The sequence below is a fragment of the Streptomyces sp. NPDC001222 genome (genome assembly GCF_042896945.1).
GTDB lineage: Bacteria > Actinomycetota > Actinomycetes > Streptomycetales > Streptomycetaceae > Streptomyces > Streptomyces gibsoniae.
In genome coordinates, this window is sequence record NZ_JBIAXT010000029.1 from 65,946 (window position 1) to 89,878 (window position 23,933).

The window sequence follows — 23,933 nt, forward strand, 5'->3', positions numbered from 1 at the left end:
CCATTCCGCCGTAATCAGCACGGCATTGTGCCGTCTCGGTCGCCAGTGTGGACCGGGTAGTGACATCAGTTCACGGTCTGCCCTCGGGCCTGCGTATCGGAAGCACGCGTGCACCGGCTTCTCGGCCCGTCGTCCTCATGGAGGAATCCGTCCTGCGCTACCGCACCGCCGACCCCGACGCCATGCGCGGGCAGCTGCGCCACCTCCTGGCCGTGATGCCGCTCGCCTCCGTCTCCCTCGCTACGCCCGCTTCCTTGCCCAGGCCTCCCCGGACGACCGTGCCGGCGATCAGAACACTGATGCGGCGAGGCATCGGTGAGCGACACCCACACCGTGCTCTACGCCCCCCACGGCTTGATCGAAGCCGAACTCCGTCTGGGCCGCGCACCGTACGAATCGCTCGTCACCGCCGGCCTCGCGTGGAAGAACCCCCCACCTCACACCCCGCGACTACGAGCAGATCGCCCTCCATCTGACCGGCCGCGCCCGAGCGGTCGCCGCCCTGCCGAAGAACGACGGCCGCGGCGCCCTCGCCGAAGTCGTCCTGCGCGAAGCCGCCGGCCGACTGTCCACACCGATAGAGGGCACCGTCCGCTGCGTCCAGAACCGCGCCCGGCTCGTGCGGGCTCTGTACGAACGGCTGGACCGCCTCACAGAACCCCTCCCGGCCGCCCCATGGCCGCAGAAGGGGGATCGGTCCACGCCCCAGGGCCTACACACTTCAGTGCGATGCCGCTGCTGCTCGGGCCCATGGCGTCGCACCGGAGTGCCGATCCGACGACCCCACCACCTCAACGTCACGTCTCTCGAAACCGGTTGAACCAGAGCTGGGGAACCCTGTCGAGAACCTGCGGTACACCCGGCGGCATGAAGTTGAGCGACCTCAGCCCGCTGATGGCACGCCGTGAAGACGGCGGCCTCGGCTATGACCGCTTCCGCGCCGACCCTGCACTGGCATCCCTGCACTGGCCCGACGACGTCCTTGAGCAGTTTCTCTTCGATCACGGGGACAACGGCGCTTTCGTGTCCGACTACGACAGCATCGACCTGCTCGAGGTCAAGTGGCAGCTCGAGACGATCCCGGCCACGGACTTCATCGGGATGCCGACCGGAGCGTCCGATGCCGGCTGTATCGAGAGCTACGCCGAGAAGCCGGTGTACTGGGTCGAGGTTCGCCGTCCCGAGGTGGGTCGGCACTGGGAAGAGCACGGGACGTGGCTGCGCCGCCGATCCTGATCGTCCGACGCCTCCTGGACTCATCAGACAGCGGGCTGCAGGTCGTGGAGGGCAGGACACGCGTTGGTGTCCTGCGCGGCCGCCTGCGCGAGGGGCTGCACGTCGCGTCCCACCATCAAGCCTGGGTTGGGCACGCGTGACAACGCTTCGCACAGGGCGGTGGCCGGGCCTGATTGTTGTGCGCGCACCGGCCTGCGGACCGGTGCGAGATATTTCGCATATGGGACATTTGTCACACCGGGGATTTCGCGGGGGCTCTGGGGTCTTCGGGGATGTTCCTCTACGGTGGACGGACATCAGGCGCAAAGCGGATGTAAGTGTCGGTCCCGCCACGGGGACCATCGTCCGTGAGCGGGCGAGGAGGCCCGCGCCGTGACAGAGCGCGGTGCAGTGTGCGACAGGGCCCCGAGCGAGCACCGGCCGCACCCCCCGCGGGCAGACGACGGCCACCGCGGCCCGCACCGGCCGCCGGTTCCCCTCACTCGTCCCTCTGCGCGTCCCATCGCGACCATCACCAATCCAGGCGCCGGGCCGCGGTGCCGTCGGAGGGAGAACTGTGGCATCGGCCAGGGCCAAAGTGATGACAGCCGCCGCGCTCGTGGCGACACTCGCCGGAGCCTTCCTCACGGCATGCGGACCCCGCACCAGTACGAGTACGCCGGCCCAGGCGGCGCCCACAGCCGCGTCCCCGTCGGCGTCCGCCCAGTCGCCGACCGCGCCGGGTTCGGCGTCGGACAACCCGACCCCGTCCCGGGGGGTGCCGTTCACCCCCTCCCACAGTGCGCCGCTGTCCCCGCCCAACTCCAACTCCACCACCGCACCCGGTGCAGCCGCCTCCCCGGGTAGCTCCGTCAGCGGCAAGGCGCCCGGCGGCGGGCCGCTCGCCGACCCGTCGATCTCGCGCGGCGCGGCGGGCGGCGGCAAGACCGTGGCGCTGACCTTCGACGACGGCCCGGACCCGCGCTGGACACCGCAGATACTGGCGCTCCTCGCGCAGCATCACGCGAAGGCCACCTTCTGCGAGATCGGCCCCCAAGCCCAGCGGTTCCCGTACCTGACCAAGGCGATCAAAGCCGCCGGCGACCGGCTGTGCGACCACTCGGTGCACCACAACGAGCAGCAGGACCGGATGTCCGTCGACTACAACACGCACGAGATAGGCGACGCCCAGCGGGGCATAGCCGACGCCGCCGGGGCCGGTACCAAGCTCTGGTACTACCGCGCACCCGGCGGTGACTTCACCCCGTGGATCCGCGCCATCGCCGCCCAGCACGATCTGAGGCCGCTCGGCTGGTCCGACGACGCCAACGACTGGCGGCGCCTGGGGGTAGACGGCATCCTGCGCAACGTCGACCAGAACCTACGCCCCGGCGCGGTCATCCTGATGCACGATGGCGGCGGCGACCGCTCGCAGACGGTGCAGGCGCTCGCCCGCCTCCTGGATCAGCTCGACGCCCAGGGTTACAGCTACGGATTCCCCGTTGTATGACGCAAGGACCCTCCGCACCGCCGCCCGCGTACGACCGTGCCGGCGCTGCGGTCCGGGTCAGGAGGCACCCGCCCGCAGCCGAGCGGCCAGTCTGCCCCTCATAGCCAGGCGACGCCGGGCAACCGACGCTCTCTTCGCCCCTACTGCTGGCAGGAGGGGGAGGGTCCGCGGGGCCGCCGGTCAGGAGCGCCTCCTCATGGGCGTACCGGCAGTCGGTTGCGGCGTGCAGCCGCAGGTGCAGCCAGCTGAGGTCTTGTCCTGCCCGAAGGACTGCCTCAGCGCCGATGGCCACCGCCCGGTGGCACACCGTGTTGTCGTCGAAGTCGGCGACCGCGACGATCAGGCCCGGGCGCTGGGGCCTATGGCGGAGGTCAAGTCGGTGTAGCCGTGGTCGTCCAGTGCACTGCAAGGGACATGACCGGAAACCCTTACCCCTTTGCGTCGATGAGGCGCCGAAAGCCAGTCGCAGGCGGCCTTGAAGGTGGATGTCAGGCTCTCCAGGGAGCGACCGGTGGCCGTATGCGCCTCGGCAATCCGCGGTGCAGCGCGGCCATTCACGGCAGCAGGGCTGTGCGGACCCCCGGTCAGCGCCTCATGCGGGTAATGCGCCGGGTCGGCAGATGGACGCGCAAGATGTCCTCGTGCGCAGGCTGGAGCATCCTCGCCGAAGCCGAGACCGGCAACTTCGCCAGGAAGCAGTAGCCGATGCCGCGGCCAGCGCCCCTGCCCCAAGCAGAGGTACCGATGAAATGACGTTTCCCGGGTGACGGAATGCGCGAAGGATGTTCCGCCCACCGACCGCCGCCGGCGCCCGGTTTATGGGAGGCCCAGGAGGGTGGGAAGATACGGTGTGCCGTACCGCATCGTGACCGTGACCGGCTCGCACCGCACCGGCTTCGGTCTCCAGGTCGAGCCCGCCGTCCCTATCAAGGCGTTGGCCGCCCGTGTCGCTGACACTGATGTGCCCGTGCGAGGCGACACTCTGCTTCTGCTCTTTCCCGAGGGCCGCCACGGGCGGGCGATCCTTGCGGACTTCGCTCTGGAGGCCTGGCGCGACAGAGACACGTACTACTGCCGCAGCAGTCCTGATGACCCCGAGTTCACCCTCGTCATCGGCACCGAGCGCGGACCGGAGGATCTTCCGCCGGGCACGGAGATCTGGTTGGACGATGCGGCTCCCACCGGCGGTGCGCGAAGCGGTGGCTGGCGCCGGATCATCGCGCAATTCGATGAGCTGCCGTGGGTGAGGGCCGATTCTGACGCCGGCCCAGGGTGATGCCGTCACCTTGGTCCTCCTCTGAGCCTCCCGAAGATCCGATGAAATGCGGTTGCCGGAGTGATGGAATTCGCGGACGAAGGCTAGGCAGGGATTCCCCACACCGATGGCGGGATCCGCACCTCGCAGATGGCTCGTTTCAGAAGGCCACAGCGTGAACAAGGCCACGGGCGGCGTTCGCGTAGCCGATGGCGGATCCCGCTGCTGCTTCCCTTCTGAGTGAAGCCGGGCGGCGGTCCGGGGGATCGCCGCGCATGCCCGTCGCGGCGGCGGGTACGACCCCTTTCATACCGGGGTGTCGTGGAAGCGGCCGAAGAGTGAGGGGTGTCGGAAGTGATTCGAAGGTTGCAGGCGGTCGCGCTGGACTGCGCCGATCCGGTACGGCTTGCGGAGTTCTACGCGGAGCTGCTCGGCGGCCGGGTGGTCGTGGACCCGGAGGATCCCGACTGGGTCGAGGTGCATGGGTTCGAGGGGACGCCGCTGGCCTGCCAGCGGGTGGAGGGCTACCGGCCGCCCGAGTGGCCCGGTCAGCAGCGTCCGCAGCAGCTCCACCTGGACTTCGACGTGGACGACCTTGACGGGGAGGAGAAGCGGGCGCTCACCCTCGGCGCGACTGTGCTGGAGCGGACGGAGCAGCTTCGCCCGGGGGCGAATTGGCGGGTCTACGCGGACCCGGCCGGCCATCCGTTCTGCCTCTGCCTCCACTGAGTCCATCGGGCCCATTGCTGGCACCGAGAGGGTGTCACCGCATGGCACACACCAACTGGGCTGTTGAGTACCCGTTCGACCGTCCGCGACTCCGATCATTGTCGGAGTCAAGGCCCTTTTGGAGGAACGCCCTTCGCGACGCCCGGGTCGATGAGTGGGCGTACGAAGTGGACGGCGAACCGGAGGAGGACTACCAGGAGTTCAAGAGGCGTCTCGATGAGGCGGCAAGCATCGGCCAGCGCTGCCGCGAGGTGGCGGCTTTCCGCGGTGGCGAGGCGGCGAGGCTGTCGCGGGTGCACGCGGCGACGGCCGCGACCGGGTAGTCGCGTCGGTTACCCCTGAGACTGGCAGTCTCGCTGCGGCCCTTGGTTGAACAGCAAAAACGCTCGCGATTGCGATCACGGGCGGACGGGACTTCGGAAACAAGACTGCTGCTCACGGCGCTACACCGGCTGGTGGTGCTTGGCCACACGGTTCCGGTCACCGCGGCGCGTGGCCAAGGTCAGGCTGGCATAGCGGTGGTTCTGGGCCCAGGCGATCTGCCGTCCGGTCTCCTCGTTGGGACGGGGACGGCCATGGGCGCTTCCACAGCGAGGACCCGTCTGTCCGTAGCCGACGCAGGGCCCGGTCCGACTGCTGTCAGACTGGCGTGGTGAGTTGGACGTCGGCCGCGGAACAGTCGGAGGGATAGTGCCGTCGATCGCCCTGTACTACCCCTGGATGCATTTCCAGGACGATGAGTGGCTCAGGCTTGCGCTGCTGGCATGGGACAGCATCGTGAGGGTTCGGCCCTCGGCGGTTGAGGACCGCGAGGCGACCTGGTGCGCCAGATCCGGGCGGAATCTGATCTGCTGTTGGACGTGATGCCGAGCCGGAGGGACTTGGCTGCCGTGGAAGACGCCTTCTCCGGGATCATCGACGAGGTCCTCGCCGCCGTTCGGCCGAACCTCCTCCCATGGAGTGACGAGTTGCATCGACTCCATGCAGCCACTCGCGTCCTCGGTTGGGGCGCACGGCGCACCGCGAACCGGCCGCCGGCCAGCCAGCAACCACCCTTGGCAGACCCCGAACTGCTCTGGGTGTACTGCGGCCGCGAAGAGCCCAAGATCAGCGACTCGTTACGCAGGAGATTTATCGAGGCCGGTCTGGCCGTTGAGCGCGACCGCTCGGAGCCCTGGGTGGGGATGCAGCCAGGGGTGTGGTCTGTCTACATGGCGGCTCTGGCCGACGTCATGGCCCAGCGCAATGCGATGTCACCGGTCACCGACGACCCGCGGATGCACCGTGCCATGGGTGCTGTCGACAATCTCGCGAGTCTGCTCACCGGGGTGGCGCCACCGCCGCCTCCTACCACTTCTTCCGCTACAACCGTGTCTGGGGCTGGGCCACCTAGGCCCGCGCCTGGAAGCACAACGACCCCGCCATCAGCGGCTGGCCCGCCTGGAAGGCACAGCACGGCCACCACCCCCACTTCCCCGACCCCGTCGAACGCTCCTTCTGGGAGAGGCGCTGGGACGCCATCCACCGGGGAGCGCACCGGGAGAACTGGAACCACCAATGGTTCCTGGCCTGCCTGGTGCGCGGCGGGAAAGCGATCGTCCCCGTCGTCAACCTCGTCACCAACCTCGGCTTCCGCCCCGACGCCACCCACACCACCAACGCCGACGACAGCGAAGCCGCACTCCCCACCAGCGCACTTCCCACCCCGCTGGCTCACCCCGCCACCGACATCGACACCGTCCGCGACGAGCAGTACCGGCGGCAGTTCCTCCTCCCGCCGACGCCTCCAGCTCATCCGGGAACTGCTGAGTCGGGGCCCGATGAACCGGCCGGAATGACCGCATCCTCCTGATAGCGTCGTAATGGCGCCGCGACCGTCCCGTGACGATCTCCAGGTCGAGCTGCGAGCTCCTCAGGACCCCTCGCCGGTGCCATCGACCATGTCTGATCACCGGGGCGCAGCCGCTCCGCTGTACGACCAGCCCCGCCCGCCGCCGGAATTGAACCCTCCGCCCGCACCAACCACCGAGGAAGCCTGTGCCCCCTGTGCCAACGTTCTCCCGCGACCTCTCCCACACCGAGCAACTCGCTTTGCTCGACGGACTGATGCGGGCCGCGCTGACCGAGTCGTACGGACTCGACGGCGCGGCCGCGACAGCGGAGGTCCAGCAGTACGAGGACAACGCGGTCTGGCGCATCACCCCGCCGGACCGCACGAACTCCTTCGTCGCCCGTCTATCCGTCCGCGACGGACGCCCCGCCCCCCAGCAGCGCAGCGAGATGCGATGGCTGGAGAGCCTGGCCGCATCGCGGACGGTCGCCGTCCCGGAGCCCGTCACCACCACCAGCGGCCACTACGTGGTCCCCATCGGGGTCCCCGGTCACGACGAACCCGCCACCCTCGCCCTGCTGCGCTGGCTCCCCGGCACGGCAGAACCCCCCTACCGCGAGCCCGGGGTCGCACAGCAGATGGGCATCGCGACCGCCCATCTGCACGAGCACGCGGCCACCGTCCACCTGCACGAGTTCGACCGGCCGGTCTGGGACGCGGAGACAATCCTCCTCAGCGGCCATGCCCTCACGCACCCGGACTCCCATGAACAGCTCGGCCCGCCGGCACCGCCGCACTGCGCAAAGTCGCCGACCTCATCACCCCAGCCCTGCTGGAGGGCGGCCCGGACCGAGGCCGTATCCACGGCGACCTGCACCGCGAGAACATGATCGCCCTGCCCGCCGGCGGAGTCGGGCTCATCGACTTCGACGACTGCGGCACAGGCCACTACCTGCTCGACATCGCCACCGTCCTCTCGTCCGTCCACCGCATCGCGGACACCGAACCAGGAGGCTACGTGGCGTTCGCCCGCGCCTACCTGGACGGCTACACCCAGGTACGCCCCCTGCCCGCCGACTGGACCCGACTCCTGGAGCCCTACCTGCTCCTGCGCGACGCCTTCATCCTGAACTTCGTCACCCAAGCAGCCCCCGTCAACGCCGACGTCGCCTCCTGGGCACCACGCCGGATCGCCGACATCGTCGCCAACATGCAGGCATACCTGGAGGGACACCCCTACCCGGGCAATCTCGGCTACTGATCCGCCATCGGGGAACATCCGGATCAGCGGCGTTCAGTGAGACCGAAGGCCGGGGTCGAGTAGAACGCCAGGCCAGGCTAGCGGCCTCATCCCGGCGGCTCGTTGACGTCTACCTGACGAGTCACTTGCTGGTCAAACGGAGATCGCCGGACCAGATATCGCACCGGACGAGGCCGGCGTCAGAGGTGATCGCCAGCGCGAGCCGACCGGTGTCGGGCCGCCAGGACTCCCATGCTGAGGCGCAGGACAATCCTCAGGGCGTTGACAAGCTCCAGTCCCCCCGAATGGCCGGGCGGGAGTGCGAGATCGCGCCGGACAGCTGGGTAAAGCCCTCTCGCGCGGCACGCTCGCCCTTGGTGCTGGCGGGCTCTCGTATTCGGCCGTCGTCGGTTCCCGGCGGAACCCAGCCCACTGGTGACCGGCTGTGATCGCCAGCGGCGTATCGACTCCATGTCCCACCGGTCTCTCCTGGCGACAGGTGACCTTGGCGGACAGCTCCGGTGGCGGCCCGCCTTCGGCGGCCCTCGGTCAAGGGCTGGTCATGGATTAGGGAGCCGGGCGGGGGTGGGCGTAGTCTTTATGAGGTTTGAACAGACACCTCGTTCGGTGAGGCGTCTTCATGGACACAGGCCACTGACCCCACGACGTCGAGAGACGCCCAGGTTCAGGACAGGTCTCCCCGGCCTAAGGGGTGACCCCAAGTGGCTTCCCTTACGGGGATCACGCCGTGGAGTGCCAAAGCTCTGACGAGTTGGGGTGTGGCCGGGGCCGAACGCGCCCGGCTTCCCCTTGCCGCAAGACCGCGACGCCCTGTGCGCGGCCGTGACCGGGAGGAGGCGACATGGACAGTAGTCCGGGCCATAGTCGGCCCCTCTTCGTGTTGTCCGCGCCGTTCTTCCGCGGCCCGCGGTAGCTCGTTCCTCACTGACTCATCCGGCCCGCAGCCGGTGGTCCGTCCTGCTCACCGGTTTCGACAGGCCGTGTGTCGGCGTATGCCCTGGCGTGCCTGCCACCGGCCGGTCTGGGGAGGAGGAGCGCTGCCGAGGGCCGCCCGCTGCCCCGTCATGGCGGGGCAAGGGGGTGTTCATCTTGGCTGTCCACACTCTGCTCATGTCCAGCACGGCTCGGTTCCGCGACCGCCGGGTCCACCTCGAACGCCGTGCCACCGCCACCAACGCCGTGCGTACCTCCCTGGTCTCGCTGGCCGGGCTGATCGGCGGCTCGGCCACCAACCAGGCGAGCGAGGAGGTCGGCCGCGTCGTCGACGTGGTCGCCCGGCTGTACGGCTCGGAGCCGTACCCGCCGGTCACCGGGCTGATCCTGCGCATCGGCCGCCGACAGACGTTCCTGGCCGCGGACGCCATCGGCAAGGTGCAGGCGGGTCACGTACAGCTGCGCACCGCCCGCGTCGACCTGCGCGACTTCTCCCGCCGCCCCGGCGAGGTACTGCTGGGCAAGGACATCCTCGACCACCAGCTCGTCGACGTGGACGGCGTCCAGGTCACCCGGGCCGCCGACCTGTACCTGGCGCCGCTGGTCGGTCAGATCGTGCTGGTCGGCGTGGATGTCTCCCTGCCGACCCTGCTGCGCCGGCTCGGCCCGCGCCGCTGGCAGGCCCGGCCGACCCCGGAGCGGGTGCTGGACTGGCAAGCGGTGGCCCCGTTCGCGGAGCAGGCCACCGAAGGACCGCCGGAGGTGCGGCTGCGCGCCTCCCGGGCCGCCCTGCAGCGGCTGCGCCCGGCCGACCTCGCCGACCTTCTCGAAGACCTCGGCCGCGACGAACGCGAGCAGCTGCTGGGCTGGCTGGAGCCGGAGCAGGCCGCCGACGCGCTGGAGGAGATGGAACCGGCCGAACTGGAGAACCTGCTGCGCGAGGCGAAGCCGGAGCACGCCGCCCTTCTGGTGGACGAGATGGAGCCGGACGAGGCCACCGACGCCTTGCGCGACCTCACCCGTGAGGAGCGCGAGGCCCTGCTGTCCCGCATGCCGAGCGGCGAGGCCGCAGAGTTGCGGCGGCTGCTGACCCACCGCGAGGGCACCGCAGGCGGCGCCATGACCACCCTGCTGATCACCTCCCGCCCGGACGGGACCGTCGCCAAGGTACGGGCGCAGCTGGCCGAACAGGCCGAGCATCGCACCGAGATCGACGCGATCGCCGTGGTGGACGACAACGGCCGGCTGCTGTGCGACCTCCCCCTGTTCGACCTGGCTGTCGCCGAGGACACCACCCCGATGGCCGACCTGGTGACCTGGCGATCCCAGTTCGGCCCTCCAGCCACCGTCCGCCCCGACACCACCCTCGGCGAGGCCGCCGACCAGCTGGTCGACTCCCGCGCCACCTCGCTTCTGGTGGTCGACGGCACCGACCGCCCACTCGGCCGGATCCTCGCCGACGACCTGCTCGACTACCTGTTGCCCGAGCGCGGGCGCCTGCACTTCCGGAGGTTCCTGCGGTGACCCGCGACCTGGACAGCACAACGGCCGCATCCGCTTCCGCTCCCACGACGCGACGGCGGGGCCTGGGCCGTCTCGCCGTGGTCGCCGCGATCGCCGGTCCGGGCCTGGTCGCCGCGAACGCCGGCAACGACGCCGCCGGCATCGCCACCTACGCCTCAGCCGGCTCCCAATTCACCTACGGCACCCTGTTCTTCATGGTGCTGGTCACCATCGCCCTGGTCATGGTCCAGGAGATGGCCGTACGCCTCGGCGCCCACACCGGCAAGGGCCTGGGGGCGCTGATCCGTGAGCAGTTCAGCCTGCGCCTGACCGGCCTGGCGGTGTTCTGCCTGCTACTGGCCAACACCGGGTTGGTTGTCAGCGAGTTCGCGGGCATCGGCGCCGCCTTCGAACTGCTCGGTGTGCCCAAGTGGGCGGTGATCCCGCCGGCCGCGATCCTACTGTGGGCACTGGTGCTGTTCGGCTCCTACCGGTGGGCCGAACGCATCTTCCTCATCATGTCGCTGGCGTTCTTCGCCTACCCGATCGCGATGATCCTCGGCCACCCGCACTGGGGCGATGTCGGCAAGCACCTGGTGATCCCGCACATGGAGCCCAACAAGGACTTCATCCTGCTCGCGGTCGCCCTGATCGGCACGACCGTCAGTCCTTACATGCAATTCTACGCCGCCGCAGGTGTCGTGGACCGCGGCGCGAAGCCCGAGGATTACCGGCTGATCAAGCTGGACGCCGTGCTCGGGGCGCTGTTCGCCTGCATCATCAGCCTGACGATCATCATCGCCACCGCCGCAGCGATCGGCGGCAGCGGTCCGCTGGACTCCGCCGCCCAGGCCGCCGAAGCCCTCAAACCGGTCGCCGGCCAGAACGCCGAACTCCTCTTCGCCGTGGGTCTGATCGGCGCCAGCGCCCTGGCCGGCGCAGTCGTACCGCTGTCGGCCAGTTACGCGGTCGGCGAGGCTGCCGGCGTGGAACGCTCCGTCTCCCGCAGCTTCCGTGACGCACCGCTCTTCCTGGGCCTGTTCACCGCCCAGATCGTGCTCGGCGCCGCGGTGGCGATGACCCCGGTGAACGTCATCCAGCTCCTGATCGGCACCCAGGTCCTGCAAGGCCTGATCAGCCCCATCGTGCTGGTCTACCTTCTGGTCCTGACCAACCGCCGCTCGGTGCTCGGCGCGGCGGCCAACGGTCCCCGCTATCGGATCGGCGCCACCATCGTGGTCGTCGGCGTCGCGGGCATGTCCACCATCCTGCTCGTCCAGACCATCCTCGGTTGGTTCGGCCTCGGCTGACCCCGTCCCCACCCGAGAAGAAGGCCCACCGGCCGACACAGGCCCTCAGGGCGGGCCGAACACTTGTGTGCGGGAGCTGCTCGATGTTGAGCCGGTCCCAGTCGAGCACAAGGCTGTGAGAGCGGCCCGGCTCACGTCTTGGTCGTCCATCTCGATCCGCCCGCACGCGCACGGCGCCAGTCGGCTCACCAGCTCGTAGACGCGCTCTTGGGGTTCTTCCGCGAGCCGCTCCCAGGTTGCGTCACAGTCCGAGAACGCGAATGTGACCGCTTCCTGGAATGCCTGCGACGGCTCGCCGACTTGCGGGCGGCTGCCCGTCGACCTGCTATCGCGCGGCCGCCGCTGCCGCTTGGTTCGGCCCGGCTTCACTCCGGAGCCGCGCGCGGCGACCCGGATCCCGAGCGCCCTGGTGTCCGCGACCACCTGGCCACGGCCAGGTAGTACCCCTCGTGCGAGAGGCGGCCGATGCACTGCAGCTTGTAGTCGAGCTGTCGGACGGCACGCTCGTCCCGGTCCAGGCCGCGGGCGACCATCCCGGTCTCACACCGCTGCCGCAGCAGCCGCATCGCCGCCCCCGGCTCGCCGGCGGCGCCCACGACGGACGGCTCGGGGAAGTGTGTCTGTCCCAGCCCGAGATCGGCCGGGGTGAGGGTGCAGGACTGGCCGGTGGAGTCGGTCTCGGCCAGCAGGCGTACGGCCCGGGCGGGGTCGTCGCCGATGGCCTGGGCGATCCGCTCGGCGGCCGCCGTCATGGCGGCCGGGCCCTTCAGCCAGCGTTCGCCGCCGTCCAGGTGCCCGGCGGTCGATCGGCCGCAGCAGCCGCGCCGCATCGAGTACATCGGCCAACCGGTGCTGGTCGGGGTCGGCGTAGCGGACCGCGTTCGACACCACCACGGGCACCCGAGCTCGTCGGCCAGGCCCGTTGTGCGCGCGGCCAGCCGCAGCGAACCCGCACCGGTGCTGCCCGCCCAGATCCACGGCCTCCAGCCGTAGCCGCTCTCCCGCGAGCTCCCGGCATGGCGCGAGCAGATGCTCGGAGACGTCAGGACGGCCGGCGGACAGGGCCCGGACCGGTTCGGAGGCGGGACCGAGCAGGATCTCCAGGTCGGTGTCGGCGAACTCGCGGAGGACCGGCCAGGACACGACCCGGCAGCCCTCCGTTCCTCTCGGCGTGCGCGGCGGACACGAGGCGGTACAGCCGCGCCCACCCGGCCGGGGTCTGCGCGAGCAGGGTGATCCGCAGCGGCGGCTCCATCACGTGGGCGCCACCGCGTACGGGTGTACGCGGCCGACCGGCAGCCAGGTCAGGCGGGCGGACGGGGGCGACGGCGACGTCGACGCCGAAGACGGGGCGGATGCCGGCGGCCTTGGCGAAGCGGACCGTGCCCGCGACGGTGTCCCGGTCGGTCAGCGCGAGCGTCGTCATCCCACGCTCTGCAGCACGCTGCACGAGGGCATCGGGGAGGGAAGCGCCGTAGCGGGCGGAGTAACCGGAGGCGACGTGCAGATGACTAAATCCACCGCTGCGCACCTCCTGCCTCTCGTTTGTGTCCCTCCCCTGACCGTGTCCCACCAGGGTTCCACCATAACCAAAAATATGTTCGAAAACGTCGAATGGCGCCATCCACGTGTCGCCCCGAGGAGCGCCAGATCCGTTCTTGTGCCTGCCCGTCATGGCCGCCGCGGCGGGCCGGCATGGGGACGTCTGGAGTCGCCCGTACAACTCCGGCTGTAGGTTCCTATTGATCATTAGCGCTGCGGCCTGCGGGAACGCCGGAATGCGCGCTTTGTGAGCGGTGGCTGTGTCGGCTGGCTGTGAGCAATCCGGGACCCGTCGGCTGCGAGGATGATTACTTTCCGTGGTGCCAGCGGCGCGCCGACGGCACGACGTAGAAGACGGCGCGTCCAAGTAGGCGGAGGGTTCAAGGTCCTGCGGCAGTCCTGCCCGGCACCACGCCCCAGAGCATGCGTGCGGCCCTGGTAACGATCTACGACGAGCCGCCGCGTCGGCAGTGTGCAGGGGTGCGCTTCACACCGAGCACCTCGGCTTCGACCTGTGGGCGCCCCGGGCAGCCGCGAGCCCCGGACCACCTGTGACTTGGTGCTTCACCTGGCGAGTGAGCGCTTGACTTGGCGAGGCTGAGGTATTTGGTGGGGGATGCCGTCTTGATGTCCGGGCTCGCCGCTGCCCCCGAGGGGGTGCAGGGTGGAGACGTGGCAGCCCAGCCCTGTGGCGGTCTGGGGCAGCCATGGCAGTCCAGCCATGCGCTGCTGGCGATCCCCGTTGTGCTCATCCTGGTGATCACTGTGGTGGACATCCGCGCTCCCGCAGATGTCCATCTGGGACCGGCGCTGGTCATCGCGCCCGCGATCACTGCCGCGTGCGCCGGTCCCCGGCTGACCGGCTTCATCGGAGTTCTGGCGTTGGCGGCCCAGGCGGTCATTGGCGTGTTTCACGGCGGGCTTACCACAACGAACCACATGGTGCAGTTGGTCACCATCGCGGTGCTGTCGGTTTTGGTCGTGTTCTTGAGTGCGGTGCGCGAGCGGCGAAGTCGGCAATTGGCCCAGGTGCGGTCGGTGTCCGAGGCCGCGCAGCATGTCCTGCTGTGGCCGCTGCCGGACCGGATCGGGCCGCTGCAGATCGCCTGCCTGTATCTGGCGGCCGAGGACGAGGCCCAGATCGGCGGCGATCTGTACGCGGCCACCCGCACCGAGCACGGGACCCGCGTGATGATCGGTGACGTGCGGGGCAAGGGCCTGCCCGCCATCGGTGAGGCCGCCCTGCTGCTCGGCGCCTTTCGCGAGGCCGCCCACCAGCACACCACGCTGTCGGCGCTGGCCGCTGGGCTGGAACGGAGCGTCGCTCGTTACCTGAACGACTTCGAACCGGAGGACGAGGCCGGGGAACGTTTCGCCACCACCTTGCTGCTGGAGATCCCCGACGAGGACCCCATCACCCGGCTGACCAGCTGCGGCCACCCTCCGCCACTGCTGCTCAGACCGGGCGAAGCGATCACCGTTCTCGTGCACCCCGCGCCCCCGCTGGGGGTCGGCTGCTCTGGGCCGGAGGACTACACCCTCGATGTGTTCTCCTTCGAGCCCGGGGACATCCTCCTGCTGTATACCGACGGCGTCATCGAAGCCCGCGACCCTGCTGGCGGGTTCTACCCGTTCACGCAACGGGCAGCCCAGTGGAGCGACGTCAGCCCCGAGACGCTTCTGCATCACATCCGGCGCGATCTTCTCGCCCATGCCGGCGGACGCCTCGACGACGACGCCGCCCTGATCGCGATCCGCCGCCCGACAGTTCCGCATCCGAGCCGTCGCCACGGGAGGATCCCCTATGGTGGCGGGTCCCCCCACCGCACCACAACCAGCCAATGAGCAGGCGCGGACCACAGCCCAGCGGCGCCTACCAGTAGGGGCGTCGGCCGGCCTGGACAGGCGGAGCCGACGACTACCTCGTCAAACCCTTCAGCCTCACCGGCCTGACCCTGATGCTGCTGCACGACCGCATGGCCGAACTGTGCGAGCAGCTACGGCCTGACCCTGGCCGACGTCAAGGCGGACCTTGGACCGTTGGGGACCCTGCTGCCGCCGTGACGGCCGGTGCCCGGATCCCGGCGTGGGTCGTTGTCTGGAGGTCGCTTCGTGCTGAGGCTGTGGGGATGCAGAACCTCCTTGAGTTCGTCCTGAAGGCGCTCATCGGCGGCCTGTTCGTGGTGGGTTTCGCGCTGCTGGCGGAGACCATCCGGCCCAAGCGGCTGGCCGGGATCTTCGCCGCGGCCCCCTCGGTGGCGCTGGGCGGGCTGATCCTGACGGTGGTGTTCAAGGGCAACGCGGACGCGGCGACCGCGGCACGGGGCATGATCGCCGGGGCAGCGGCCTTCACCGCCTACTGCCTCGTCGACGTCCCGGCTCTCGCCCGGTTCGGGTCCCTGCGCGGGTCTGCGGCGGCACTCCTCGTGTGGTGCGCGGCTGCAGCCGTCATCGCCTTCGCGGTCGCGCCGTGAGGGGGGCGGCAGGCCCCGGGAACGGCGAGGAGGACACCGACCGGGTGCGGGTCGAGTGGCGGGCGGCCGCCCGCACGCCGCGCAAGGACATGCTTCTCCGCTTCGGCTTCGGTGCGGGCGTCTTCCTCCTCGCGGCCGTCGTGTCAGCGCTGCTGGGACCGTTCGTCGGCGGCGTCTTCCTCGCCTTCCCGGCCATCCTGCTGGCCAGTGTGACCCTCGTCGCCGAGGAGGAGGGCCTGCGGCGCGCCCGCGACGATGCCCGCGGGGCTGCTCTGGGCACCTTGGGCCTCCTGGCGTTCGCCGTCGTCGTCACGGTTCTCGTGCGCCACCACTCGGCGTGGCCGGGGCTCGTGGCCGCGACGGCCGCCTGGGCCGTGGTGTCTTCGGCCGCCTATGCGCTCGCCCGAGCGGCGGGCCGGGGAGGCGACGAACGGCCCGGCTGATGGGCGCGGGCGCGGTGTGCCGCCTGGGTCGAGGGGGCGCGCTTCCGAAGCTCGATCGCCGGTTACCGGAAAGTCATATTCGGCGCGGTACGGCTCCGTCCTGCCAGCGGTAGAGGTCGCGCAGCAGGGAAATCTCGGCGCCGTGATGGATCAGCTCCCTGTTGACGTGCAGGACCCTGTTCTCCATGGGAAACCGCTCGGGACCCACCGTGGGCGGATTCTCCAGGTCAGCGTCCGAGAGCTCGCGGACCCCCGCGTTCCATCTCCCATACATCTCATCGAGCTGTTTCAGCGCCTCGTCAGCGGTCCCCGCGTAGGCGAATGTCTCGGAGTCGACGTCCTGGCCGCCGAAGTACCATCCGACCCGATAGCCCAGGCACGAGACGATGATGTGCGCCAGCCGCCAGGCAATCGTGGTCACCGGCGCCGGCACCGGGGCAGGGGACGTGAAGTCCATCGTCCATTCCCCCGAACCTTCCGACATCGGTGCGGCCGACGTGCCACGTGGGCGGATGCTCCAGCAGCCGCGCACCGGCTCCCAGAAGTACTCCTCATCGGTAAGACCGTCCAGCCGCGGCCGCAGGTTCTTCCGCCAGTACCAGTCCAGTTGCTCCGCGAGCCGCTCGCTTCTTGTCATTTCCGCACACTACATACAACGGAGACCTGGCTGCGCCCCTCACGGACGCCGTCACCGGCCGTGGGCCGCGAGAGCGTACCGCACCGGGAGATGACGCTGGGGGCTGATGTGCCCTTTCGAGCCGCGCCGCCGCGAGCGGCTGTTTGACCTTAACAACCCGGCTTGGCTCGGTTGGGTTCAATGACCCAAATGTGACAGCCTCGACCGATGACATGACGGATAATCAAGATCGCAGACTCCCACCCGAGATCAGCATGAGTATCCCGAGCGAGCGCCACGCCAGAGCCTCCGACCTGCATGTTCGAAGATGGCGAAGACTCAGAGTTGCTTGCGGACCCCCGGTGCCCTGGGCAGGCGGGTGTGCTGGTCGGGCAGGCCCTGATGGCCCGGCGCGCGTCCACGCGGCGCAGGACGGGCAGGACCGTGTGCTGGCGGAGATCCTCGACGAGAAAGGCCGTACCGGAGCGCAGTATTTCTCCGGTACATGGAGGAAGCACGTACCCGGACGATCCGGGAAGTGCTCCCGCCGATGAAGAGGGGCGCCGGCAGAACGCGTTCGCCGTATCCCGCTCTGCCGTCGAATACCGAGCCCCCTGCACTACCGCGACGAACCCTCGATGTGCCCGTCTGGGTCGCCAAGAACGCGACCGCCACGTTCGACCTCGCCTATGAGATTCGCGACGCCGATCACCTGTACGCAGAGGCGACGACCGCAATCGTCGCGCAACCTGGACACCGGTCGCCCCCGCCGCCTCTCCGAAGCCGAGCGCGCATTCCTAGCCCGCTACGAGCACGGGCTGTCCCTTGGGCCGGCGATGCGGCCCTTCGTGAGCAGCGGGACCGGCGGCCTCCGCCTATCGGGAGATGATGAGCTGCGCACGCGTTCTCCGCGGTCACATGGCAGATGGATGACGTCGACGCGGCGCGCGACCGTGGGAGCAAGGACCGGATCCTCAAGCAGATGTACGAGCGCATCGGCCCAGCCATCGGGGACATGAACAGGGCCATGCACGAGGTCCGGCTCGACGGTCCTGCCGAGGTCTCCGCCGCGGCGGATGACGTGCGGGGTATGGCGCGGCGCCTACAGCCGCTGCTCAAGGCGCTCATGGGTGACGACAGTCCCGAGCGGCGGGACGAGTACAGCGCTGGCTACCGGGACTTCCGGGAAGCCTACGTCACGTGCATCGGCCTGGCGCGAGGAGCGCTGGAGGTTAAGGGCGAGGATAGATAGCCCCGTCTTCCATCAGGCGATCAGATGCGTGCCGGCCACAAGGCGGAACGTTTGGCGCATACGCCGAGTGACGCCGCAACTAGGCCGTACGTGGGGAATCTGACGGGTTCTGGTCCACTTGTTGCGGTCGGTTGCAGAGGGTCACGATGCGGGTACGGCACGAGGGGGCCTGGCAGCTCGCGGAGGGGCCTGTACCGGGGCAGGCTGAAGGAGTGGCTCGCGGAAGGGAGCAGGATTCCTCAGGTCGGCTCTGCCTCACGGTAGCGGCCAGCGACGTGAGGCCGACCGAGCCGGACGCCACCCTCGCCAGGGTGAGAAGGAGGACGACGTGTCCGGACGCATGCTGAACTGGCCGTCGATCAGCCGGGCGGGGGCACGGGGGCTTGTGGCAGCCATGGCGATGAGCGGCATCCGTACGGTGACGTCCGGCTTCGCTCCCGAGGAGCAGACTCCGCCGGAGGCGATCGTGGAGAAGCACGCGCCCGCTGCCTTCGGCCGCCTGGAGGAGCACCATCGGCAAGCTGTCACCGAACTGTTCCATTGGGCGTACGGTGCCGGCGGCGGCATGGTCTTCGGTTTGCTGCCCGAGCGGGTCCGCCGCTTCCCGGGCGCCGGCGCTGCCTATGGCGTTGCCATCTGGCTTGGTTTCGAAATGGGCATCGGTCCCATGCTCGGCATCGAGCGGGTCAAGCACCGGGAGGTGCTGTGGCGAATGGTGATCGCACTCGACCACGTGATGTACGGCGTAGTGGTGGCCGGCCGACTGGCCCCCGAGCCCTCAATCGACACCGCGGAGGACACCGAGCCCCACGACGCGCGCTGACGGCTGACGGCGAGGGCAGCAGGCCAGCCCTCCGAGGGGCGATCACCGAATGAAGATCGTCATAGATGCGATCTGCGCGGACTCTACTGCTAAGCCGAAGGGCTTCGGCTGGCGCGACTTCCGCGACCTCATCGTCAGAGCCCGCATCCAGCTCGGCGGCCCGATCGTGCTTGTCTGGGACAACGTCCGCCTCCATCTGACCGCTGGCATGAAAGCCTTCATCGACTCGAACGCCGAGTGGCTCACGGTGTTCCAGCTGCCCACCTACGCCCCGGATACCCGCAGGAAGGTGTCTGGTCGCTGGTCAAGCGGGACATAGGCAACCTTGCCGCGGCCGACCTGGGGCAGATCATCCGGGCGGTGCAGCGCAAGCTCAAGATGCTGCAGTACCGCCCCGAGGTGATCGACGGTTGCCTCGCGGGCACCGGGCTCGCCTTCGAAACGTGAGTGCCGGACCGCAGGCCTCGTTCAACGACTATCCGTTGAGCCAGTCCCCCGGGAGCAAGGCTCGGACTGCTTCCAGTGCTTCCTCGGTCCGTGCCCTTACAGGCACGCAGCCCTCTTCATCCCGCAGCAACACATCTGCGCCGAGGAACCAGCGGGTGCCCTCGAAACCCCTGGCCGGATAGGTCGGAAACGGCAGCGGCTCGCAGCTCTCTTCGAGGATCCGCGTGTATTCGGGGTCGGGCTCGTACAGGAAGTCGCTCAGGTGTTGCGGTGCGTGCAGGGACTCCGCCAGCACCATCTCGATGGCCATCCACGACAGGCGGTCCATCCACGGTTCCCACCGTTGGGCGTGCCGGTCGGCCAAGTCCGACAGCACATGAACCCCTGGATCAGCCTGGTCGAGATCGTTGAGCAGTACACCCCAGGAACAGGCTCCCTGGTTCTCCTCCCGGAAGACGAGCGTCCGCCCGTGGGCGTCGATGTAGAGCTGGCTCGGGTGCAGCAGCCGATCGTGGTTGCTCGTCAGATCCTGGCGCCGTCCGAGCAGCCGGTACATCTCGCCGAGAGCGGTCGGCAGGCTTACGCCGAGACGTTCCTCTGCAGCTGCGAGGTCCTCCTCGGTGAAGCCGTCGCTGTCGGCAAGCGGCTCTACCCATGCGTGCGCGAAGTCTCGTATGAACCGCCAGGCGGCCTCGCGGTCTGCGCGTGCATGCTCCAGGCCTCGTCGAACATCGAACATCTGCGTCATGGCGCAGACCCTAACCGCAGCCCCCGACACTCCATCGCACAGCACCTCTGCGGCGGCCCGGCCGGCGCGGGCCCCTGCGGCCATGCCCCTCGACGATTACAGACCGCCGTCGTTCTGCCGGCAGCCCCGGGTGCCCGACATCACCAGTTCAGCTTCGGTAGGAACTTCGAGATGGTGGATCTTCTGCAAAGCGCGCGACATCATCGCGTCTTGAACCTGCAAACGGCCCTTCCCGGCGGATCACTGCCTCCAGTACTGCTGGTGTGTCCATGTACTCGACGACGGGGGAGCGGGATGAGCCAGTTCGGTGTCGACCCCGACACGCTGACTGACCTTGCTGGGAAGTTCGACAGGGAAGCGAAGAGCCTGGCCGGGCCGATCGACGCCTTCGCGGCGACCGCGTCCGGGATCGGGGAGGCCTTCGGCCTGCTCGGTGCCTGCGACGGCGCGGCGGAGAAGTACCAGCAGTTGCTGTCCAGTACCGTCAAGGCGCTCGGGCACCTCCCCGGGGTGCTCGGCAGCGACGGCGACCGGCTGCGCGTCAACGCCGCCAACTACAAGGCTTCCGACCAGGCTGCCGTCGGTCTCCTCCACGCCGCGACCGGGCCGGCAGGTGGTCCGGCGTGAGCGTCAACAGTTGGATCGACGGCAAGGTCCTGGAGATCCTTGAGGCGTGCGGGGTGGAGCTTCCTGGTGGTGACGGCGGGAGCCTCCGGGCGATCGCCCGTGCCTGGGACACCATGGGCACCGAGTTGACCGAGGTCGTCCACACTCTCGATGTGGCGATCGCGGGGGTCGACAAGCAGGGTTGGCACGGGGACGCCCGCGACGCCTTCGAGGAGCACTGGCAGGAACAGAGGCAGGTCATCGGCGACGTCGCGCGCAACTTCCACCAGGTGGCCGGCGGGCTGCGGGCGTACGCCGACGAGATCGACCAGATCAACGAGGAGATCATCGACATCTGCGTCGAGATCGCCGAGATGGAGGTGGCCGGCGCGGCGCTGTCCTTCTTCACCGGCTTCCTCTCCGATCTCGTCGCGAACACGGCCGTGGCCGCACGGATCAGCAGGATCGTCGACCTGGTGAAGCTGTTCACGTCGGCGGCTGAGAAGGTGGCGGACCTGCTGGAGCGGTTCGGCACGCTCACCGAGGAAGAGGCGGCGGCGCTGGCCAGGGTCCTTTCCAAGGTGGCTGAGTTCAGTGCGAAGTTCCTCACCAAGGGCGCTGAGAGCTTCGCCACGAACTTCGTGGCGGACTCGGGCAGCATGATGCTCAACCAGGCGCTCAATGGGCAGCCGATCACGGTGGGCCAGGACTTCTCCACCGCTGGCGAGGAAGCACTGGGCACGGCCGCATTCACGACAGGCGGCGCGGCGCTGGCCGAGGGCGCCCACCTGACGGGCGCGGTCGGCAAGGTCCTCGGCGGCGAGGGCCGGGTCGGCAGCGCGGTCAACGGCTCGCTGGGCAACATCAGCGGGGGCCTCACGGCTGACCTGTGGAACCACCAGGACGGCGCGACCATCGGGTGGGACGTGGCGACGAACGCTGTGACCGGAGCGGTCGGAAACGCCGCCGCCGACGCCCACTTCCATCACATGGAGGAAGACGGCAGCTTCGGCGGCGAAAACCTCAGCGACAGGGGCAAGCTCGCCGACGCCGCGTACAAGGACTCCGTCAGCACCGGCCTCAACACGGCGGTCTACGCGGCGGGCTCCGGTATCGAGTCGGATTTCCAGAACCTGGCCCAGGGCGTCGAGAAAGCGGGTGAGTGATCCGTGCGCGGTGAGCTCGGGGACGTGATCCTGGCTGGGGTCGCACACAACAACCCGAACTACGACCCAGGTTGGGGCCCCTTCTTCGCGGCGCTCGTCGTGATCGCCGGGTGCGCGATCGTCATTGCCGGTGGGGCCGTGTCCATCGGCATGGGGCGCCTCGAAGGTCGTAGGACCTGGGCCGGTCACGCGGTCGGGCCGGTGATCCTCACGATCGGCCTTGCCATCGCCGCACTTGGCGTCTGGTTGTTTTGACCGTGTGAGCTCGGGCAGTTCGGTCCCGGCGGCCGCGCGCTGTACGACCCGTGCCCCGGCGACCCAGGCCGCTTCGACTGGGCTGGCGACAGCCCCTAATGGGAGCTGCCAAGTCGGAGAGACTCGGTGCCGTAGCCGCCAGCAGGTGAGCACACCGGTGCCCGGGTACTCGCCGAATTCGGAGACGACCCCGTCCGCTACGCCAACGCCAAGGCCCGCAAGAACTACGCCGGCACCAGCCCCATCACCCGGGCCTTGGGCAAGAGCCACACCGTCCAGGCCCGCTACGTTCTCCAAGCAGTCAGGCGGCTGCGCGCGATGAACACGGAGGTCGAAGTCGTCGCCATCCGCCGCTGATACAGGGGGCACATCGCCGCCTGCATGCTGCCCAGCAGTAGTCAGCCGGCGTGCACGGGGGCGCGGTCGAGGTCATATCTCCGGGACGGCGTGCCAGTGATGTGACCGGCAACCACGAGCCGGACTCCCGGCGGCTGTCCAGATTGCGACGTGTCGGCTTCGTGTCAGTGAGAGCGTGTCAGTCACAGTTGAGCGGGAGGACGGTGTTCCTCCTGGTCGTGGGCCCGTGGTCGGGGCTTGCCACTGACACGGCGGTGGTATTTCGCGGCCTCGCGGCTGTCATGAGTCGGTACATCCCCAGTTGGCTCACTGCCACGAAGACGGGACTTCGCAGGTGAGAGAGTCGACCCAGGCGACCCTCCGCCGGTGCTCGGCCTCTTCCGCGTCACGCAGCTGCTGGTCGTACCAGTCGAGTTCGGGCTCAACGAGCCACGACTGGGCGGCCTGGTCATCCTGGCGCCGCCCCTCGACCCACTCGTACATCGCGCACGGGTAGGAGGACAGCGGCCCAGGCGGCCCGGCCAGGATCCGCGCGCGACCGTCCAGCAGGGCCCGGGTGGCCTTCTCGTCGGCACCGATGGCCGCCGCGAAGTCGATCAGCAGCTGCTCACTGGCCAGCCGCTGGTGTCCGGTGCAGCCGCGGCGGGTCTCGTGTTGGCGTCCTGCCGGTTCCCTTGCTGACCGGTTCATCCCTTTCAGTCGATTCGCTCTGTGGTGCAAGGCTCAGGTGTAACACTTCAGGCCGAGTTCGCTCTTTCCAAGCGGACGACTGTGTCGGTCGGCCAGGAGAAGGAGCACGACTCGTGCAGTCGACAGACGAAAACGGCAGAGCCTACGGCGAGGATCCGTACGGCGGTGCCGGATACACATATGCCTACGGCTACGAGCACGGCGGCAGCGCATCTACCGACACCGCCACGATGCCCTGGGCCCTGGAACAAGTCACGGGGGAGACGTACCCGACGGGCAATGCCCATGTCGCGGGAACGGATCCCTACGCCACCTGGCCGCATCTCTACGTCCTCGCCACGGATTCCCACGCCGATGGACCGGGCCCCGCCGGGACGGCGTGGGAGGGGCCTCACGGTGACGTCCTTAGCGTGCCGCATGCAGAACCCGATGCGCCCAGCCCTTTTGCACCGGGACCGGACGCGCCGAAGAGCGAGTCGGCGCGGCCCGTCTTCGTCGATGCGACGGGGCGACGCCAGCGCCGCGTGCTGCGCGCCGCCCAACTGCTGGTGATCCCCGCAGGCGGCTACGTTGCTCTGCTGATCAGCACCCTGCTCGGTGGCCCCACCTTCAGCGCCCCGTTCGTCCCGCGGCCGGACTCCACCCACCCGACCACTCCCCACGCGTCCGCGCCCGATCCCTCCCGCGGCACCGGCCACTCCGCAGGGAGCGTGCGACCAGCGGCGGCGCAGAAGGACGCCCGCTCGACGACGGCGCAGAGGAGCCCCGGTTCCACCGAGCGGCCGACAGCCTCGGCCACCTCCGCGGCCGCACCCGTGCCTACCGCGGCGCCCACCGGCGTCGCGTCTGCGACCTCGACCTCGCTCTCAGCCCCGACGGCCGCCCCCACGACCGCCGCTCCCGCCTCACATCCCAGTTCCAAGGGCCGCGCGCTCGGTGCGTCCCACAAACCCGTGAAGTGATCCAA

At 69.2% G+C, this 23,933-nt stretch carries 23 protein-coding genes, 5 pseudogenes and 1 riboswitch; of the genes and pseudogenes, 24 read left to right on the top strand and 4 right to left on the bottom strand.

Annotated elements, in window-relative coordinates; translation table 11 throughout:
* Window positions 1-77: 77 nt before the first annotated feature.
* From ACFY2Z_RS31040 to ACFY2Z_RS31095, 12 genes and pseudogenes are all read left to right on the top strand, one after another.
* Window positions 78-239, top strand: a pseudogene (locus ACFY2Z_RS31040) (Scr1 family TA system antitoxin-like transcriptional regulator); the annotation flags it as partial.
* A gap of 76 nt (window positions 240-315) precedes the next feature.
* Window positions 316-673, top strand: a pseudogene (locus ACFY2Z_RS31045) (restriction endonuclease); the annotation flags it as partial.
* A 56-nt stretch (window positions 674-729) separates the two neighbouring features.
* Window positions 730-1,236 carry a hypothetical protein gene (locus ACFY2Z_RS31050; protein ID WP_390747425.1) on the top strand — a complete coding sequence of 169 codons (507 nt, stop codon included), beginning with the start codon at window positions 730-732 and terminating at the stop codon, window positions 1,234-1,236.
* Window positions 1,237-1,816: 580 nt separating this feature from the next.
* Window positions 1,817-2,725, top strand: coding sequence for a polysaccharide deacetylase family protein (locus ACFY2Z_RS31055; protein ID WP_390747379.1), 909 nt, complete (start codon window positions 1,817-1,819; stop codon window positions 2,723-2,725).
* A gap of 865 nt (window positions 2,726-3,590) precedes the next feature.
* Window positions 3,591-4,001, top strand: a complete 411-nt coding sequence (locus ACFY2Z_RS31060) for a hypothetical protein (RefSeq protein WP_390747380.1) — start codon at window positions 3,591-3,593, stop codon at window positions 3,999-4,001.
* A 333-nt stretch (window positions 4,002-4,334) separates the two neighbouring features.
* Window positions 4,335-4,709 carry a VOC family protein gene (locus tag ACFY2Z_RS31065; RefSeq protein WP_390747381.1) on the top strand — a complete coding sequence of 125 codons (375 nt, stop codon included), beginning with the start codon at window positions 4,335-4,337 and terminating at the stop codon, window positions 4,707-4,709.
* Window positions 4,710-4,750: 41 nt separating this feature from the next.
* The gene (locus ACFY2Z_RS31070) at window positions 4,751-5,032 is read left to right on the top strand and encodes a hypothetical protein (protein ID WP_390747382.1); all 282 of its coding nucleotides are present in this window, start codon (window positions 4,751-4,753) and stop codon (window positions 5,030-5,032) included.
* Window positions 5,033-6,285: 1,253 nt separating this feature from the next.
* Window positions 6,286-6,561 (top strand): hypothetical protein, encoded by a 276-nt coding sequence (locus ACFY2Z_RS31075; RefSeq protein WP_390747383.1) that lies wholly within the window; start codon window positions 6,286-6,288, stop codon window positions 6,559-6,561.
* A 194-nt stretch (window positions 6,562-6,755) separates the two neighbouring features.
* The gene (locus ACFY2Z_RS31080; protein WP_390747384.1) at window positions 6,756-7,430 is read left to right on the top strand and encodes a phosphotransferase; all 675 of its coding nucleotides are present in this window, start codon (window positions 6,756-6,758) and stop codon (window positions 7,428-7,430) included.
* Window positions 7,400-7,801 (top strand): phosphotransferase enzyme family protein, encoded by a 402-nt coding sequence (locus tag ACFY2Z_RS31085; RefSeq protein WP_390747420.1) that lies wholly within the window; start codon window positions 7,400-7,402, stop codon window positions 7,799-7,801. Before ACFY2Z_RS31080 ends, ACFY2Z_RS31085 begins: the two co-directional genes overlap by 31 nt.
* 591 nt (window positions 7,802-8,392) lie before the next feature.
* Window positions 8,393-8,564, top strand: a riboswitch (M-box (ykoK) riboswitch).
* A gap of 347 nt (window positions 8,565-8,911) precedes the next feature.
* Entirely contained in the window at window positions 8,912-10,258 is a 1,347-nt protein-coding gene (locus ACFY2Z_RS31090) for a magnesium transporter MgtE N-terminal domain-containing protein (RefSeq protein ID WP_390747385.1), read from the top strand.
* On the top strand, window positions 10,255-11,547 hold the full coding sequence (locus ACFY2Z_RS31095; RefSeq protein WP_390747386.1) for an NRAMP family divalent metal transporter: 1,293 nt from the start codon (window positions 10,255-10,257) through the stop codon (window positions 11,545-11,547). The genes ACFY2Z_RS31090 and ACFY2Z_RS31095 overlap by 4 nt, the downstream gene beginning before the upstream one ends.
* Window positions 11,548-11,916: 369 nt before the next feature.
* Here the strand turns inward: ACFY2Z_RS31095 and ACFY2Z_RS31100 are convergent.
* A pseudogene (locus tag ACFY2Z_RS31100) lies at window positions 11,917-13,078 on the bottom strand (PHP domain-containing protein); the annotation flags it as partial.
* Window positions 13,079-13,746: 668 nt separating this feature from the next.
* Between ACFY2Z_RS31100 and ACFY2Z_RS31105 the strand changes: the two are divergent.
* The 4 genes and pseudogenes from ACFY2Z_RS31105 (at window position 13,747) to ACFY2Z_RS31120 (ending at window position 16,006) form a co-directional block, all read left to right on the top strand.
* Complete coding sequence (locus ACFY2Z_RS31105; protein ID WP_390747421.1) at window positions 13,747-14,934, top strand: PP2C family protein-serine/threonine phosphatase; 1,188 nt, start codon at window positions 13,747-13,749, stop codon at window positions 14,932-14,934.
* Between the two features lie 101 nt (window positions 14,935-15,035).
* Window positions 15,036-15,153, top strand: a pseudogene (gene gvpK / locus ACFY2Z_RS31110) (gas vesicle protein GvpK); the annotation flags it as partial.
* A gap of 65 nt (window positions 15,154-15,218) precedes the next feature.
* Window positions 15,219-15,563, top strand: coding sequence for a DUF3147 family protein (locus tag ACFY2Z_RS31115; protein WP_390747387.1), 345 nt, complete (start codon window positions 15,219-15,221; stop codon window positions 15,561-15,563).
* The gene (locus tag ACFY2Z_RS31120) at window positions 15,560-16,006 is read left to right on the top strand and encodes a DUF3147 family protein (protein ID WP_390747388.1); all 447 of its coding nucleotides are present in this window, start codon (window positions 15,560-15,562) and stop codon (window positions 16,004-16,006) included. Before ACFY2Z_RS31115 ends, ACFY2Z_RS31120 begins: the two co-directional genes overlap by 4 nt.
* A 73-nt stretch (window positions 16,007-16,079) precedes the next feature.
* Here ACFY2Z_RS31120 and ACFY2Z_RS31125 read toward each other — a convergent pair whose 3' ends face one another.
* Window positions 16,080-16,643, bottom strand: a complete 564-nt coding sequence (locus ACFY2Z_RS31125; protein ID WP_390747389.1) for a DinB family protein — start codon at window positions 16,641-16,643, stop codon at window positions 16,080-16,082.
* A gap of 904 nt (window positions 16,644-17,547) precedes the next feature.
* On the opposite strand from ACFY2Z_RS31125, the gene ACFY2Z_RS31130 reads away from it, so the two are divergent.
* The 3 genes from ACFY2Z_RS31130 to ACFY2Z_RS31140 all read left to right on the top strand — a co-directional run bounded on the left by ACFY2Z_RS31130 (window position 17,548) and on the right by ACFY2Z_RS31140 (window position 19,016).
* On the top strand, window positions 17,548-17,874 hold the full coding sequence (locus ACFY2Z_RS31130; RefSeq protein WP_390747390.1) for a hypothetical protein: 327 nt from the start codon (window positions 17,548-17,550) through the stop codon (window positions 17,872-17,874).
* A gap of 328 nt (window positions 17,875-18,202) precedes the next feature.
* On the top strand, window positions 18,203-18,697 hold the full coding sequence (locus ACFY2Z_RS31135; RefSeq protein ID WP_390747391.1) for a hypothetical protein: 495 nt from the start codon (window positions 18,203-18,205) through the stop codon (window positions 18,695-18,697).
* A gap of 49 nt (window positions 18,698-18,746) precedes the next feature.
* On the top strand, window positions 18,747-19,016 hold the full coding sequence (locus tag ACFY2Z_RS31140; protein ID WP_390747392.1) for a transposase: 270 nt from the start codon (window positions 18,747-18,749) through the stop codon (window positions 19,014-19,016).
* A gap of 156 nt (window positions 19,017-19,172) precedes the next feature.
* On the opposite strand, the gene ACFY2Z_RS31145 is transcribed toward ACFY2Z_RS31140, so the two are convergent.
* Window positions 19,173-19,892, bottom strand: a complete 720-nt coding sequence (locus ACFY2Z_RS31145) for an SMI1/KNR4 family protein (protein ID WP_390747393.1) — start codon at window positions 19,890-19,892, stop codon at window positions 19,173-19,175.
* A 294-nt stretch (window positions 19,893-20,186) separates the two neighbouring features.
* Between ACFY2Z_RS31145 and ACFY2Z_RS31150 the strand changes: the two genes are divergently transcribed.
* The 4 genes and pseudogenes from ACFY2Z_RS31150 to ACFY2Z_RS31165 form a co-directional block, all read left to right on the top strand.
* Window positions 20,187-20,519 carry a WXG100 family type VII secretion target gene (locus ACFY2Z_RS31150; protein WP_390747394.1) on the top strand — a complete coding sequence of 111 codons (333 nt, stop codon included), beginning with the start codon at window positions 20,187-20,189 and terminating at the stop codon, window positions 20,517-20,519.
* Window positions 20,516-21,664, top strand: coding sequence for a WXG100 family type VII secretion target (locus ACFY2Z_RS31155; protein ID WP_390747395.1), 1,149 nt, complete (start codon window positions 20,516-20,518; stop codon window positions 21,662-21,664). Before ACFY2Z_RS31150 ends, ACFY2Z_RS31155 begins: the two co-directional genes overlap by 4 nt.
* 3 nt (window positions 21,665-21,667) lie before the next feature.
* Entirely contained in the window at window positions 21,668-21,919 is a 252-nt protein-coding gene (locus ACFY2Z_RS31160; protein WP_390747396.1) for a hypothetical protein, read from the top strand.
* A gap of 135 nt (window positions 21,920-22,054) precedes the next feature.
* Window positions 22,055-22,276: pseudogene (locus ACFY2Z_RS31165) on the top strand (transposase); the annotation flags it as partial.
* 306 nt (window positions 22,277-22,582) lie between these two features.
* Here ACFY2Z_RS31165 and ACFY2Z_RS31170 read toward each other — a convergent pair.
* Window positions 22,583-22,966: a hypothetical protein gene (locus ACFY2Z_RS31170; protein WP_390747397.1), complete on the bottom strand. Its 384-nt coding sequence runs from the start codon at window positions 22,964-22,966 to the stop codon at window positions 22,583-22,585.
* A 113-nt stretch (window positions 22,967-23,079) separates the two neighbouring features.
* Here ACFY2Z_RS31170 and ACFY2Z_RS31175 point away from each other — a divergent pair, with 113 nt between their 5' ends.
* Window positions 23,080-23,928 (top strand): hypothetical protein, encoded by an 849-nt coding sequence (locus ACFY2Z_RS31175; protein WP_390747398.1) that lies wholly within the window; start codon window positions 23,080-23,082, stop codon window positions 23,926-23,928.
* The last annotated feature ends 5 nt before the right edge of the window (window positions 23,929-23,933 follow it).

What these genes read in the sequence shown, in the direction of transcription:
- ACFY2Z_RS31070 (WP_390747382.1), top strand. Translation starts at nt 4,751, where the DNA reads ATGGCACACACCAACTGGGCTGTTGAGTACCCGTTCGACCGTCCGCGA.
- ACFY2Z_RS31050 (WP_390747425.1), top strand. Translation starts at nt 730, where the DNA reads ATGCCGCTGCTGCTCGGGCCCATGGCGTCGCACCGGAGTGCCGATCCG.
- ACFY2Z_RS31140 (WP_390747392.1), top strand. Translation starts at nt 18,747, where the DNA reads ATGAAGATCGTCATAGATGCGATCTGCGCGGACTCTACTGCTAAGCCG.
- ACFY2Z_RS31115 (WP_390747387.1), top strand. Translation starts at nt 15,219, where the DNA reads ATGCAGAACCTCCTTGAGTTCGTCCTGAAGGCGCTCATCGGCGGCCTG.
- ACFY2Z_RS31145 (WP_390747393.1), bottom strand. Translation starts at nt 19,892, where the DNA reads ATGACGCAGATGTTCGATGTTCGACGAGGCCTGGAGCATGCACGCGCA.
- ACFY2Z_RS31170 (WP_390747397.1), bottom strand. Translation starts at nt 22,966, where the DNA reads ATGAACCGGTCAGCAAGGGAACCGGCAGGACGCCAACACGAGACCCGC.
- ACFY2Z_RS31130 (WP_390747390.1), top strand. Translation starts at nt 17,548, where the DNA reads ATGGATGACGTCGACGCGGCGCGCGACCGTGGGAGCAAGGACCGGATC.
- ACFY2Z_RS31090 (WP_390747385.1), top strand. Translation starts at nt 8,912, where the DNA reads ATGTCCAGCACGGCTCGGTTCCGCGACCGCCGGGTCCACCTCGAACGC.
- ACFY2Z_RS31150 (WP_390747394.1), top strand. Translation starts at nt 20,187, where the DNA reads ATGAGCCAGTTCGGTGTCGACCCCGACACGCTGACTGACCTTGCTGGG.
- ACFY2Z_RS31055 (WP_390747379.1), top strand. Translation starts at nt 1,817, where the DNA reads ATGACAGCCGCCGCGCTCGTGGCGACACTCGCCGGAGCCTTCCTCACG.
- ACFY2Z_RS31125 (WP_390747389.1), bottom strand. Translation starts at nt 16,643, where the DNA reads ATGACAAGAAGCGAGCGGCTCGCGGAGCAACTGGACTGGTACTGGCGG.